The sequence below is a fragment of the Salipiger mangrovisoli genome, assembly GCF_015223355.1.
In the GTDB taxonomy this organism is placed as follows: Bacteria; Pseudomonadota; Alphaproteobacteria; order Rhodobacterales; family Rhodobacteraceae; genus Salipiger; species Salipiger mangrovisoli.
This window is the reverse complement of the sequence record NZ_JADFFK010000002.1, coordinates 195,252-208,037: the sequence shown is the minus strand read 5'-3', so window position 1 is coordinate 208,037 and position 12,786 is coordinate 195,252. Positions and strand designations below refer to the sequence as shown.

The window sequence follows — 12,786 nt, the reverse complement described above, 5'->3', positions numbered from 1 at the left end:
ACTTCCTTAGAAGGCTCTTGCTCAGGTTTCTTCGCTGGCCAACAGCACTTCGCGCGACTGCGAGGTGAACTCGCGCCGCAGGATCACCGACAGGGTGATCAGCACCGCGATCAGCAGCGGGATCGAGCCCAGCAACCAGGCGGTGGAGCCGATGCCGAAATAGACCGAGCGCAGCCCGCGGTTGTAGCTTCGAGCTGCGAGGATATTGATCTCGGCGGCCTTGGCCGCGCGGGTGTAGGCAATCGAGCTTTCGTCGTTCGGCACGGCCCCCATCATCACCGAGCAATAGCCGAAGAGCCGGTTCGACCAGACGAACTTCAGGAAGGCATTGGCGGCAAACGCGAGGATCAGCAGCAGCTTGGCTTCCCAGACGATGGTGGGCGCATCGCCGCCCATCGACAGATCGTCGGCGACACCGCGCACGCGGTCGGGATTGCCGAGCAGCGCGAAGATGCCGCCGATGGCGATCATCGAGGTCGAGGCGAAGAAGGCGGTGCTCTGCCGCAGGCTGCCGACGATGTTGGAATCGAAAATCCGCGGCTGGCGGGTGACGAAATGCTTCATCCAGTGTCGCCGGTAGCGCGCCATCAGCACCGAGACGGAGGGACGCCGTGCCGGGGGATGCTCGATCAGCCACGAGCTTCCGAGCCAGCTCATCACCAGAAGAACCACCCCCGCAAGATCAAGCGGCGCGAAGTAGAAAAAGGGATCGAGGGAGGGAAGCGCCATGGTCAGAACGGCTTGGCCACGACCAGCCAGAGGATGGCGATCGTCCCCACCACGCTGATCTCGTTGAAAATGCGCAGGAACATGTCGGACTCGCGGAACACGCCACGCTTGGCCCGGCCAACCAGAACGCCGGTCCAGACGTAATGCGCCGCCAGCAGCACCACGAGGCCGATCTTGGCATGCAGCCAGGCCGGGAAGCCCCAGAGCACCCCGAGCCACAGCCCGGTGATCACCGCGATCACCGCCAGCCCGGCCGAGAAGCGGTAGAGCCGATAGGTCAGATCGCCAAGCGGGCCGAACGCGCCGGTCTGCGCGAAGTCCCGCTTCCAGTAGATGAGCGCGCGCGGCACGGCGAAGATGGAGGTCATCCATCCCATGACGCAAAGAATGTGAATGATCTTCAGCCAGGTCATGGCGGTCACCTGCTATCATTCCCCCGCGCCGCGCAAGATCCCGCGTCACCCCGGACCGCCGGGCGTGGCAAAAACGCTTGGCCATCGTCGAAATTGGTTATATGAGTTTACCAATTCTAGGAGGAGACCCCGATGAAGATGCCAGCCCCCAACGCAAGCATCCTCGCGCGAAAGGACCAGATCGTCGCGCGACTGAGGGAGGTTCTTCCCGAAGGCTCGGTGATCTCGGAGCTGTCCGAGACCCGCGCCTATGAATGCGACGCGCTCACCGCCTACCGCTGCCCGCCGCTCTGCGCGGTCCTGCCGTCCTCGACCGAAGAGGTCTCGGCGGTGCTGAAGATCTGCTTTGAGGAAGGCGTGCCCGTCGTGCCGCGCGGCTCGGGCACCTCGCTGGCGGGTGGCGCGCTGCCCACCGCCGACAGCGTGATCCTCGGCGTGGCGAAGATGAACAGCGTGCTCGAAACCGATTACGCCAACCGCCTCATCCGCGTGCAGACCGGGCGCACCAACCTCTCGGTCAGCGGCGCGGTGGCCGAGGAAGATTTCTTCTACGCCCCGGACCCCTCGTCGCAACTTGCCTGCGCCATCGCCGGGAACATCGCGATGAACTCGGGCGGGGCGCATTGCCTGAAATACGGCGTGACCACCAACAACCTCATGGGCGTGACCATGGTGCTGATGGATGGCACGGTGATCGAGCTTGGCGGCGCGCATCTCGACGCGCCGGGGCTCGACCTGCTGGGCGTCATCTGCGGCTCCGAGGGCCAGCTCGGCGTGGTCACCGAGGCCACCCTGCGCATCCTGCGCAAGCCCGAGGGCGCGCGGCCGGTGCTGATGGGCTTCGCCGCCAACGAGGTGGCCGGGGAATGCGTGTCGGACATCATCAAGGCGGGCGTTCTGCCGGTGGCGATCGAATTCATGGACCGCCCCTGCATCGAGGCCTGCGAAGCCTTTGCCCACGCGGGCTACCCGATGTGCGAGGCGCTGCTGATCGTCGAGGTCGAGGGCTCGGAGGCCGAGATCGCCGAGCAGCTCGAGAAGATCATCGAAATCGCGAAGCGCCATAACCCCGTCGAACTGCGCGAGGCGCGCGACGCGGACGAGGCGGGCCGCATCTGGCTCGGCCGCAAGTCCGCCTTCGGCGCCATGGGGCAGATCAACGACTACATGTGCCTCGACGGCACGATCCCGGTCTCCTCGCTGCCGCACGTGCTGCGGCGGATCGGCGAGATGTCGGAGGAGTTCGGCCTGAAGGTCGCCAATGTCTTCCACGCCGGCGACGGCAACATGCACCCGCTGATCCTGTTCAACGCCAACCAGGAGGGCCAGCTCGAACTCTGCGAGCGCTTCGGGGCGGAGATCCTGAAGCTCTGCGTCGAGGTCGGCGGCTGCCTGACCGGCGAGCACGGCGTCGGCATCGAGAAGCGCGACCTGATGCACGCGCAGTACCGGCCCGCCGACCTCGAGGCACAGATGGCGGTGAAGGACGTGTTCGACCCGCACTGGCTGCTGAACCCCGCGAAGGTGTTTCCGCTGGACGCCTCGGAGAGCCGCCGCAGGCTCGCGATCGCCGCCGAGTGAGCGGGACCGCAGGCCGCGAGACGCGGGGGCGCTGCCCCCGCACCCCCGAGATATTTGGACCTAGAAGAAAGCCATGACACCGACGAGCGAAAACGATCTGGCCGAGGCGATCCTCGGGGCGCGCGGGGCGCTGCGGCTCCGCGGGGGCGGCACGCGGAGCATCGGCCTGTCCGAGGGCACGCTGCTGGAGACCGGCGGCATCACCGGGGTGACGCTCTACGAGCCGGGGGCGCTGACGCTGGTGGCCAGGGCCGGCACACCGCTGGCCGAGGTCGAGGCGGCCCTGGACGCCGAGAACCAGCGCCTGGCCTTCGAGGTGCCGGATCTGCGCGGGCTGCTCGGGACGCAGGGCGCCAGCACCCTGGGCGGGATCGTCGCCGCCAATGCCTCGGGGCCGCGGCGCATCGCCTCGGGCGCCTGCCGGGATTTCCTGCTCGGCGTGCGCTTCGTCGACGGCGCGGGCCGCGTGGTGTCGAACGGCGGGCGGGTGATGAAGAACGTCACGGGTTACGACCTGGTCAAGCTGATGGCCGGCAGCCACGGCACCCTCGGGGTGCTGACCGAGGTGAGCTTCAAGGTGCTGCCGAAGCCCGAGGCCGCCGCGACCTTGGTGCTGCACGGGCTTACGGAGTCCGAAGCCGTGGCCGCGATGGCGGCGGCGCTCGGCTCGCCCTACGATGTGACCGGCGCGGCGCATGACCCCGGCGCGCGGCAGACGCTGCTGCGCATCGAGGGATTCGCGCGCTCGGTCGCCTACCGCCTCGGACAGCTCAGGGCCCTCTTTCCGGGGCGCGAGACCAGCGAGGACACCGACCCCGACGCGGTTGCGGCGCTCTGGGCCGGGGTGCGCGACGTGGCACCGCTGCAAGGGCGGGTCGGGGATGTCTGGCGCATCTCGTGCAAACCTTCGGACGCGCCGGAACTGGCCGCGCGGCTGCGCGCCGAGGCGCTGCTTTATGACTGGGGCGGCGGGCTGGTCTGGGCGCTGCTGCCCGAGGGCACCGACGCGCGCGCCCGGCTCGGCACTTTCGCTGGCCACGCCACGCGCGTTCGCGGCACCGGCAGCGCCCCCGCGTTCCACCCTGATCCCGCCCCCGTCGCCGCGCTCGCCGAGGGGCTGCGCCGCCGCTTCGACCCGCGCGGGGTGCTGAACCCCGGCCTGATGGCGTGACCCGAGCGAGCTGAGGACCAAGACATGCAGACCACTTTCACTCCCGACCAGCTGCGCGATCCGGGCACCGAGCGCGCCAATGAGATCCTGCGCTCCTGCGTGCATTGCGGCTTTTGCACCGCCACCTGCCCGACCTACCAGGTCCTGGGTGACGAGCTCGACAGCCCGCGCGGCCGCATCTACCTGATCAAGGACATGCTCGAGAACGAGCGGGTGCCGGATGCCAAGACGGTCATGCACATCGACCGCTGCCTGTCGTGCCTGTCCTGCATGACCACCTGCCCCTCGGGCGTGCACTACATGCACCTGGTGGACCACGCGCGGGCCTATATCGAAAAGACCTACACGCGGCCCTGGCACGACCGCGCGCTGCGCTGGTTGCTGGCGCAGGTCATTCCGCACCCGATGCGCTTCCGCGTGGCGCTGGCGCTGGCCAAGCTGGGCCGCCCCTTCGCCGGGCTGCTGCCCGACCCGCGGCTGAAGGCGATGCTGGAGATGGCGCCGAAACGGATCCCGCCGGTCAGCCGCAACGACGATCCGCAGAGCTTTGCCCCCATCGCGCCGCGCCGCAAGCGCGTCGCGCTGATGACCGGCTGCGCGCAGAAGGCGCTGAACACCGACATCAACGATGCCACCATCCGCCTGCTGCGGCGGCTCGGCTGCGAGGTGGTGGTGGCGAAGGGCGCGGGCTGCTGCGGCGCGCTCACCCATCACATGGGGCGCGAGGCCGAGGCGCACGGGTCGGCCGAGGCCAACATCCACGCCTGGACCGCCGAGATGCAGGGCGAGGGGCTCGACGCCATCGTCATCAACACCTCGGGCTGCGGCACCACGGTGAAGGACTACGGCCACATGTTCCGGACCTCGCCGCTTGCGGAGGCCGCGGCAAAGGTCTCGGCGAAGGCGATGGATATCAGCGAGCTGCTGCGCGATCTCGAGATTCCCCAAGAGATGCTGACGGGCGGCCCGCAGCAGCTGCGCGTCGCCTATCACGCCGCCTGCTCGCTGCAACACGGGCAAAAGGTGAAATCGGCGCCCAAGGACCTGCTCAAGCGCGCCGGCTTCGAGGTGGTCGAGCCCGCCGACAGCCACCTCTGCTGCGGCAGCGCCGGCACCTACAACCTGTTGCAGCCGGAGATCTCGAAGCAGCTGCGCGATCGCAAGGTGAAGACGCTGGAAGCCAAGGCGCCGCAGCTCATCGCCGCGGGCAACATTGGCTGCATGATGCAGATCGGCTCGGGCACCGGGCTGCCGGTGGTGCACACGGTCGAGCTTCTCGACTGGGCCACCGGCGGGCCGAAGCCGCCGGCGCTGGCGGCGCTCGGCTGACGCAAGGGCGCGCCCGCGCGCGCCCAAATTTCGCCCCAGACTCTCCCTAGCGTAAGGGGGCGAACAGGGAGTCATTTGCGTGAGATACCTCATTGCGCTGCTCGCCGCGTTGCTGGCCGCGCCGGCATTCGCCCAGGGTGGCCTGTTTTCCATGGAAAGCCGCGAGGAAGGGCGCGGCTGGGAGGCGGTCGGACGCCTGGAGGTTGGCGGCAGGGCCTTCTGCACCGGCGCGCTGATTGCCCCGGACCTGGTGCTCACCGCCGCGCATTGCCTGTTCGACGCGCGCAGCGGTGCACGTGTGCCGGTCGATCAGATCCAGTTCCTTGCCGGCTGGCGCAACGGCCGCGCCGCCGCCTACCGCCGGGTGCGCCGGGCACTCTCGCTCGACAGCTACGACTTCAGTGCCGCGGCCAGCCCCGATCGGGTGCGCCAGGATCTCGCGGTGATCGAGCTGCAACTGCCGATCCGCAATTCCAGCATCGCGCCATTCGGGCTTGGCCCCTTGCCCGAGGCGGGCGACGAGCTCGGCGTGGTCTCCTACGCCCATGACCGGTCGGAGGCGCCTGCCCTGCAGGACTACTGCGGGGTCCTCGACCGTCAGGAGGGCATGCTGGTGCTCGATTGCACGGTGGATTTCGGCAGCTCCGGCTCGCCGGTGTTTTCCTTTGCGAGCGGCGAGCCACGCATCGTCTCGGTGATCTCGGCCAAGGCCGAGGCCGGGGGCGCGCCGGTCTCGCTCGCGACCGGGCTCACCGGGCCGCTGACCGAATTGCGCAGCGCGCTCGCCGAGGACATCGTGCTGAACCCGCTGGGCGCGGGCAGCAGGCGCGACACGGGCGCGAAGTTCATCAAGCCGTGAAGTCGCATTATCTCCTCGTCGCGCTCTTTCTGGCGCTGCCCGCGGTGGCCGCCGCACAGGCGCATTTCGACGTCATCGACCGTCGCGGCGACCTGCTGGGCTGGGAGGCGGTCGGGCGGCTCGACACCGGCGACGGCTTCTGCACCGGCGCGCTGGTTGCCTCGGACATCGTGCTTACCGCCGCGCATTGCGTCTTCGCTCCCAACGGCAGTCCGCGCCCGCCCGAAAGCCTGACCTTCCGCGCCGGCTATTACAGCGGCACGCAGATCGTGGCGCAGCGCGTGCGCCGCTGGGTCGTGCCGCCCGCCTACCTTCCGGGTGCTACGCCAACACACGAAAGCGTTGCCGTCGACGTGGCGCTGCTGAAGCTCGACGCGCCGGTGACCAGCGCCGAGGCCGACCCCTTTCGCGTGGTGGACCATGCGCCGGAAGGCAGCGAGGTCACCGTGCTCAGCTACGGCAAGGGCCGCGAGGAGGTGCTCTCGCGCGAACCCTCCTGCGCCATCACCCAACGCTATGCCGACGATGTTCTGGGCTTCGACTGCGATGTGACCTTCGGCAGTTCGGGCGCGCCGGTTTTCCTGCGCGAGGACGGCCGGTTGCGGATCCTGTCGGTGATCTCCTCGATCGGCGGTGGTTCGGCCTATGGACCGGGCATCGCGACGCTCGTTCCCGAGCTCGCCGCGCGGCTGCGCAACGAGGACTCGCGTCCGGCTGCCGGCACCGGTGCGAAGCGGATCACCGTGGGCGGCGCGCGCCAGTCCACCGGGGCACGCTTCGTCCGCCCCTGAGCTTCCCGCCCTCTTGAAAGCACAAAAATGCCTCCCCATCTGAGCTTTACCGGGGTGCCTGTAACAGGGCCCCGGCGCCAAGCCCGCGCCTGTTCCACGAGGAAAGGCGCATCACAAAGGTATCGCACAGTCTCGCTCAACGGAGGATTCCCATGCGACATTTCGATCTTGCCCCGCTCTATCGCGCCACCGTCGGTTTCGACCAGATCGCCGACATGATGGACCGGGTGCTGGCCAGCGACGTGGCCCAGCCCAGCTACCCCCCCTACAACATCGAGAAGACCGCCGACGATGCCTATCGCATCTCGATCGCCGTGGCCGGCTTCGCCGACGAGGATCTCTCGGTCGAGGTGAAAGAGCACGCGTTGGTCGTCTCCGCGAAGAAATCCGATGACGGCCAGGGCCGCACCTACCTGCACCGCGGCATCGCCACCCGCGCCTTCGAGCGCCGCTTCACCCTGGCCGACCACGTGCGGGTCGAGGGGGCGACGCATGAGAACGGCATGCTGCACATCGACCTGCGCCGCGAGATCCCCGAGGCGCTGAAACCGCGCCGGATCGCGATCGCCAAGCCGCAGCGCACCGCGGCCATCGAAAAAGACGTGGTCGACGCGCAATCGGTCAACTGACCGGTCCGGACTGATCCAAGGGTGCATTGACCCGACCGGGGCCCCGCTGGACGCAGCGGGGCCTTCTTCTCTTGCGGTGCTGCGACGGCGGCCCGAGGAAATGCGCAGGCCGCGGACGCGCCGTGCTAGCGCGACCGGCGCGGCCGGTACAGGAACAGCGCCTCCTTCCCGCCGTAGCGTCCCTTGCGCTCATCACGGAAGCCGACCTTCCGCGCGACGTGGATCGAGGCGGCATGCGCGGGTTCGAACATCGCCACCGTCGCCGCGTGTCCAAGCGTCGCATCCGCCCATCGCAGCATCGCCGTCACCGCCTCGGTCGCATATCCCTTTCCATGGGCATGGACGGCAAACACCCAGCCGGCCTCGGGCACACCCGCGAGATCGGGCTCGGTGTCGCGGCGATAGTCGGCGAAGCCCACCTCGCCCAGGAAGGTGCCATCCGCCCTGTCGGTCACCGCCCAGTAGCCAAAGCCGAGGTGCAGCCAGTGCCCCGTATAGCGCAGCAGCCGCGCCCAGGCCTGCTCGCGGGTTGAAGGGACGCCCGAGATATGGGCCACCACACGGGGATCGGCCCACATCCTCGAGACAGCCTCGAAGTCGTCAGCCCGGTGACCACGCAGGATCAGCCGTTCGGTCTCCAGCACGGGAACCAGTGTCGTGTCTTGCATGGTCGAGTGCGCCTTCCGTGCCGCAGGGGGTTTGAAGCCATCTTCAAGCACATGCGCTCGCCCTTTGCACGAGGGGCAACGCCCCACGCCTGCGACCCCCGAGACTATGGGGCCTCGACCGCTGCACCCAGCTACGCCCCGATCTCCAGCACCACCGCCCCGGCGCGGTGCCGCGTCTCCACCAGCCGGTGCGCCGCGGCGATCTCGTCCAGCGCGAAGCGGGAGTCGATGACCGGGCGCAGCTTGCCCGCACGCCACAGCTCCAGCAGGGTCTGCAATCCCGCGCGACTCTCGCGGCTCACGTGCAGCACCATGCGCGGCCCGCCCGTGAGCTTCGCCCGCAGCAGGTGCCCCAGATCCCACAGGCCGAAATTGAGCGGCAGGAACAGGCCCTGCTTTCCAAGCAGCCCGCGGCTTTCCGGCCAGCGCATTGCCCCCACCGTGTCAAAGACAAGATCGAAGCGCCCCGCGACCTCGTCCTTGCGGTGGTCAAGCACGCCCACGGCCCCGAGCCCGCGCAGCAAGCCCTCGCGCCCCGGCCCGGCCACCGCCGTCACCCGCGCGCCGAGCGCCGCGGCGATCTGCACCGCATAGGCCCCGACCCCACCCGAGGCGCCGAGGATCAACACTTCCTGCCCCGCGCGCAGGCTTGCCACGTCGCGCAGGAACTCCAGCGCCGTCAGCCCGCCGAAGGGCAGCGCCGCGGCCTCGTCGAACCCCATGCCCTCGGGGAGGGGCACCACCGCGCCCGTGGCCTTGGCCAGCCCATATTCCGCATGGCCGCCGTGCCCCAGCACCGCAAGCACCCGCTGCCCCACCGCAAAGCCGGTGACCCCCGCGCCCAGCATCACGACCTCACCCGCCACGTCAGAGCCGGGCACGAGGTGGCGCGGCCTCCACAGCCCCGCGACCAGCCGCCCGATCAGCGCCAGCCCGCCGGGGAAGGCGGCGGCGCGCAGCCGCCAGTCGGCGGTGGTGACCGAGGCAGCACGGATGCGGATGAGGATCTCGCCCGGCCCCGGCTCGGGGCGCGGCAGCTCTTCGATGCGCAGGCTGTCGGCGGGGCCGTAGCGGCGGGCGGTGACGGCTTTCATGGCGGGCTCCTCGGGGCTCGGGGTCGGATTCTGATTGGATGGGCCCGAAATACACCAAACGGTTACGCAGGCATATTGACCGATATTGCACCGACCCCATACAAATACGCATGGATTGGCAAAACCTCCGCTTCGACTGGAACCGGTTGCGCGGCTTTCTCGCCACCGCCGAGCAGGGCTCGCTCTCCGGCGCGGCGCGGGCGCTGAACATGAGCCAACCGACGCTCGGCCGGCAGGTCGCGGCGCTGGAGGCGGAACTCGGCCTGACCCTCTTCGAGCGCCATGGCACCGGGCTGCAGCTCACCGAGGCAGGGATGCAGCTGGCGGAACATGCCCGCGCCATGGGCGAGGCCGCCGAGCGGCTGTCGCGCGTGGCCTCGGGCCAGCAACAGCAGATCGCCGGGCACGTGACGATCACCGCCTCCGAGATCTACGCTGCCTGGCTGCTGCCGCGACTCCTGCCGAGGATACGCGCGGCCGCGCCCGGACTGACGCTCGAGATCCTCGCCTCCAACGCCATTCGCGACCTCAAGCGCCGAGAGGCCGACATCGCGCTGCGCAACGCCCGGCCCGAGCAACCCGAGCTGATCGCGAAACGTATCGCCGAGGACCGCGGCAGCTTCTACGCCACGCCGGGCTATCTTGCCACGCTGCCGCCGATCACCGGCCTGCCCGACCTCGCCGCCGCCGAGTTCATCGCCTTCGAGGACCCCGGCCCGCACCTGAACTTCCTGCGCGAACTGGGCGTGCCGGTCACCGAGGCGAACTTCCCGCTGGTCAGCTCCAGCCACCTCGTCCACTGGCAGATGGCCCGCGCCGGGCTGGGCATCGGGGTCGGCCCGCTCGGCCTCGGCGATGCCGACCCGCAGCTTGTCCGCGCATTTCCATCGCTCGAGATTCCCTACCCGGTCTGGCTGGTCGCCCACCGCGAGCTGCATACCTCGCGCCGCATCCGCCTCGTCTACGACCTTCTGGCCGAGCTGATCCCGCCACTGCTGCGCATGCCCTGACCCTTCTTCTCTTTCCAAATACGCACGGCGCACGCCTGCCGCCCGCGCGGCGAATGGCAAAGGCGCCGCACGGTCTCCCGCACGGCGCCCCTGCGTCGATTCACGAGGCTCAGTCGAGCTTGAAGGACCAGAAGAAGGTCTCGCCCGAGCTGTCGTCGACACCGTCATTGTCGGTCGAGACATAGGCCGTGCCGTCCTGCGCGATGGCGAGGCCCTCGACCTTGTCCACCACGTAGCCGCCCCAGCCCTTCAGGTCGGGAATGAGGTCACGCACCTCTTCCTTGCTGACCACCGGCAGCTCGCCGCCCAGCGGTGCGGGAACCATCTCCGAAAGCGGGATGCGGTAGACCTTCTTGGTGACCGCCGCCGCGCCGATCTGGTTGTCGCGCTCCACCACATAGACGTGGTCGCCGTGCGCGGTGATTTCCGACAGTCCAACCCAGCCCTTTTCGGGCGCAGCCTTGGCATAGCGTACGGCGCCCCATTCCTCGGTCTCGGGGTTGTAGGACACCAGCTTCACGTGGTCCTTGGGATCGTCGCCCCATTCGCGCTGGACAGCCATCCACAGCGTGCCCTCCACCATGGTGACGCCCTCGAAACCGAAGCGCTTCTCACCGGCGAGCAACTCGGCGGGCAGGCCCACCTCGTCCTCGATCTCGCCCTCGGCGCTCAAGTGGTAGAGCGCGTGCGGGATCAGCTTCGCGGTATTGCCCTCGGAGGCGAGCCAGAAGCCGCCGTCGCCATCCAGCGTGATGCCCTCGATGTCGAGCTTCTGCGCCGGCATGCCCGCGCGGGTGATCTCGATGGCACGGGTGATCTTCGCGGGTTTCGACGATGGGTCGATGACGAAGATGCGCGGCTGGAAGCCGTAGAAGCTGTCGTTGACCGCGTAGACCAAGCCGTCCTCGCCCGCGACCATGCCCGAGATCGCGCCCCAGCCGATCAGCTCGTCGGCACCGGCGGAGGTCAGCGTCGGGTACTGGGCTTCGCCTTCGGCATACTCGTAGATCATCACGTGGGCGCGCACGCCGCCATCTTCCACGAGGTCTTCCTCGTTGGCGGTGACCAGCAGGTTGCGCTGCGGGATGGCCACGGCACCCTCGGGGGCGATGCCCGAGGGCAGCATCTGCTTCAGCACCGGCGCGGCGGGATCGGTCATGTCGTAGACCCCGGCGACCGAGCCGCGCTCGGAGAGCAGGATCATGTAGGGCGTGCCGTCGAAGGTGGCGAACTCCATGCCCTCGGGCTCGGCACCCTTGGCGTCCGAGCGCTTGTCCGGGTAGTGGCCGACCTGCACCACGGCATGCTCGAAGCTGTTGCCGCTGTCGTAGAGCTCGGTGCCGTCCTTGCGGAACACGGTGAAGCTGCGCGAGCCGCCGTCCATGTCGCCCTCGTTGGCGATGGCGAAGGTCTCGTCGTCGATCCACTGCACCGAGTCGGGCTCGCGCAGGCGGCCCGGCTGGCTTTCCGTGAAGATCAGCGCGCCGCGCTCGTCGGTGGCGTCGATCCCGGTGAGGTCGGTACTGCCCGCGGAGAAGTGGTTCAGCACCTCGCCCGCCTTGTTCAGCACGACGATGTGGTTGTTCTCCTGCAGCGTCAGGACGATCTCGCCCGCGCCGTTGATGTCGACGAACTCGGGCTCGGGATCCTCGGGCGCGATCTCGGCAAGGCCGGTCACGTCAGCCTTCACGAGGCTGGCGCAGTCGGCCGAACCGTCCACCACGTCGAGGATCGCCACATAGCCCGCAGGCATCTGCGGCACGCGGCCATCGCCGGCATCCTCGTCGCGCTCGTTCTCGATCGCCACGGCGACGAAACTGCCATCCTTCGCCAGCGCCACGCTGTCCGGCTGGCCGCCGAGGTCGCACGCGCCGACGATCTCGCCGCTCGCCATGTTCACCATCTCGAGTTTGCCCGAGGGGTTGGTGAAGCTCTCCGACGTGTTCACCCCGACGAAGGCGGTGCCGCCCGCGACGGCGACCGAGGTCGGCTCGCCGCCCATCTCGATATTGCCCAGCGGCTTCGGCGCGCGCGGGTCGGTGATGTCGATGCGGCCGATCACGCCCAGCGGGCTGTCGGTGTAGACCAGCGTGTTGCCGTCTTCCGAGGCGTAGATGATCTCGGCCGAGGTGACGCGGGCGCGGTCCTCGCCCTCGCCCATGTTGTCGGGCGTCGCGAAGCTGGCGATGCGGTTGAAGGTCATTTCGGCCTGCGCGGCACCGGCGAAAAGCGCCAGCGCCGAGGTCAGGCACAGCGTGCGGATGGTCATGGGACGTCCCCCTGTTGCGGTCCGCTTCGCCATGGGGCGGCAATGTAACAGCCACGTGATGCGCGGATGACGCATTGATGACGCTGAGGAAATCAGGTGCTCCCCAAGCTTCCGCACCTGCGCAAACATTCCCGCGATCCCGCCTCCCCTTGCACGGATCCCGGCCTCCGGCGGCGCGGCATCCTGCCCCTCTGCCGACGATCACACCGGCTTTGGCAGTTTGAAATCACCAAGGAGATTGAC

Annotated in this window: 12 protein-coding genes; 7 read left to right on the top strand and 5 right to left on the bottom strand. The window is 68.8% G+C overall.

What is annotated here, in order from left to right; translation table 11 throughout:
* Positions 1–21: 21 nt before the first annotated feature.
* Positions 22–729, bottom strand: coding sequence for a DUF599 domain-containing protein (locus tag IQ782_RS04345; protein ID WP_194133391.1), 708 nt, complete (start codon positions 727–729; stop codon positions 22–24).
* A 2-nt stretch (positions 730–731) separates the two neighbouring features.
* Entirely contained in the window at positions 732–1,142 is a 411-nt protein-coding gene (locus IQ782_RS04340; protein ID WP_194133390.1) for a CopD family protein, read from the bottom strand.
* Positions 1,143–1,274: 132 nt separating this feature from the next.
* On the opposite strand from IQ782_RS04340, the gene IQ782_RS04335 reads away from it, so the two are divergent.
* The 6 genes from IQ782_RS04335 (at position 1,275) to IQ782_RS04310 (ending at position 7,502) form a co-directional block, all read left to right on the top strand.
* Positions 1,275–2,723 (top strand): FAD-linked oxidase C-terminal domain-containing protein, encoded by a 1,449-nt coding sequence (locus tag IQ782_RS04335; RefSeq protein WP_194133389.1) that lies wholly within the window; start codon positions 1,275–1,277, stop codon positions 2,721–2,723.
* 73 nt (positions 2,724–2,796) lie between these two features.
* Positions 2,797–3,894, top strand: a complete 1,098-nt coding sequence (locus IQ782_RS04330) for an FAD-binding protein (RefSeq protein WP_194133388.1) — start codon at positions 2,797–2,799, stop codon at positions 3,892–3,894.
* 24 nt (positions 3,895–3,918) lie between these two features.
* Positions 3,919–5,223: a glycolate oxidase subunit GlcF gene (gene glcF, locus IQ782_RS04325; protein WP_194133387.1), complete on the top strand. Its 1,305-nt coding sequence runs from the start codon at positions 3,919–3,921 to the stop codon at positions 5,221–5,223.
* Positions 5,224–5,302: 79 nt separating this feature from the next.
* The gene (locus tag IQ782_RS04320) at positions 5,303–6,082 is read left to right on the top strand and encodes a trypsin-like serine peptidase (protein ID WP_338092548.1); all 780 of its coding nucleotides are present in this window, start codon (positions 5,303–5,305) and stop codon (positions 6,080–6,082) included.
* The gene (locus IQ782_RS04315; protein ID WP_338092547.1) at positions 6,079–6,873 is read left to right on the top strand and encodes a trypsin-like serine peptidase; all 795 of its coding nucleotides are present in this window, start codon (positions 6,079–6,081) and stop codon (positions 6,871–6,873) included. The genes IQ782_RS04320 and IQ782_RS04315 overlap by 4 nt, the downstream gene beginning before the upstream one ends.
* A gap of 152 nt (positions 6,874–7,025) precedes the next feature.
* Positions 7,026–7,502 (top strand): Hsp20 family protein, encoded by a 477-nt coding sequence (locus tag IQ782_RS04310; RefSeq protein ID WP_194133386.1) that lies wholly within the window; start codon positions 7,026–7,028, stop codon positions 7,500–7,502.
* Between the two features lie 125 nt (positions 7,503–7,627).
* Here IQ782_RS04310 and IQ782_RS04305 read toward each other — a convergent pair whose 3' ends face one another.
* On the bottom strand, positions 7,628–8,170 hold the full coding sequence (locus tag IQ782_RS04305; protein WP_194133385.1) for a GNAT family N-acetyltransferase: 543 nt from the start codon (positions 8,168–8,170) through the stop codon (positions 7,628–7,630).
* Positions 8,171–8,301: 131 nt separating this feature from the next.
* Positions 8,302–9,264, bottom strand: coding sequence for an NAD(P)-dependent alcohol dehydrogenase (locus IQ782_RS04300; RefSeq protein ID WP_194133384.1), 963 nt, complete (start codon positions 9,262–9,264; stop codon positions 8,302–8,304).
* Positions 9,265–9,374: 110 nt separating this feature from the next.
* Between IQ782_RS04300 and IQ782_RS04295 the strand changes: the two genes are divergently transcribed.
* Positions 9,375–10,274 (top strand): LysR family transcriptional regulator, encoded by a 900-nt coding sequence (locus IQ782_RS04295; RefSeq protein WP_194133383.1) that lies wholly within the window; start codon positions 9,375–9,377, stop codon positions 10,272–10,274.
* A 109-nt stretch (positions 10,275–10,383) separates the two neighbouring features.
* Here IQ782_RS04295 and IQ782_RS04290 read toward each other — a convergent pair whose 3' ends face one another.
* Positions 10,384–12,543: an esterase-like activity of phytase family protein gene (locus tag IQ782_RS04290; RefSeq protein ID WP_194133382.1), complete on the bottom strand. Its 2,160-nt coding sequence runs from the start codon at positions 12,541–12,543 to the stop codon at positions 10,384–10,386.
* Between the last annotated feature and the right edge of the window lie 243 nt (positions 12,544–12,786).

What these genes read in the sequence shown, in the direction of transcription:
- IQ782_RS04345 (WP_194133391.1), bottom strand. Translation starts at nt 729, where the DNA reads ATGGCGCTTCCCTCCCTCGATCCCTTTTTCTACTTCGCGCCGCTTGAT.
- IQ782_RS04340 (WP_194133390.1), bottom strand. Translation starts at nt 1,142, where the DNA reads ATGACCTGGCTGAAGATCATTCACATTCTTTGCGTCATGGGATGGATG.
- IQ782_RS04335 (WP_194133389.1), top strand. Translation starts at nt 1,275, where the DNA reads ATGAAGATGCCAGCCCCCAACGCAAGCATCCTCGCGCGAAAGGACCAG.
- IQ782_RS04330 (WP_194133388.1), top strand. Translation starts at nt 2,797, where the DNA reads ATGACACCGACGAGCGAAAACGATCTGGCCGAGGCGATCCTCGGGGCG.
- glcF (WP_194133387.1), top strand. Translation starts at nt 3,919, where the DNA reads ATGCAGACCACTTTCACTCCCGACCAGCTGCGCGATCCGGGCACCGAG.
- IQ782_RS04310 (WP_194133386.1), top strand. Translation starts at nt 7,026, where the DNA reads ATGCGACATTTCGATCTTGCCCCGCTCTATCGCGCCACCGTCGGTTTC.
- IQ782_RS04305 (WP_194133385.1), bottom strand. Translation starts at nt 8,170, where the DNA reads ATGCAAGACACGACACTGGTTCCCGTGCTGGAGACCGAACGGCTGATC.
- IQ782_RS04300 (WP_194133384.1), bottom strand. Translation starts at nt 9,264, where the DNA reads ATGAAAGCCGTCACCGCCCGCCGCTACGGCCCCGCCGACAGCCTGCGC.
- IQ782_RS04295 (WP_194133383.1), top strand. Translation starts at nt 9,375, where the DNA reads ATGGATTGGCAAAACCTCCGCTTCGACTGGAACCGGTTGCGCGGCTTT.
- IQ782_RS04290 (WP_194133382.1), bottom strand. Translation starts at nt 12,543, where the DNA reads ATGACCATCCGCACGCTGTGCCTGACCTCGGCGCTGGCGCTTTTCGCC.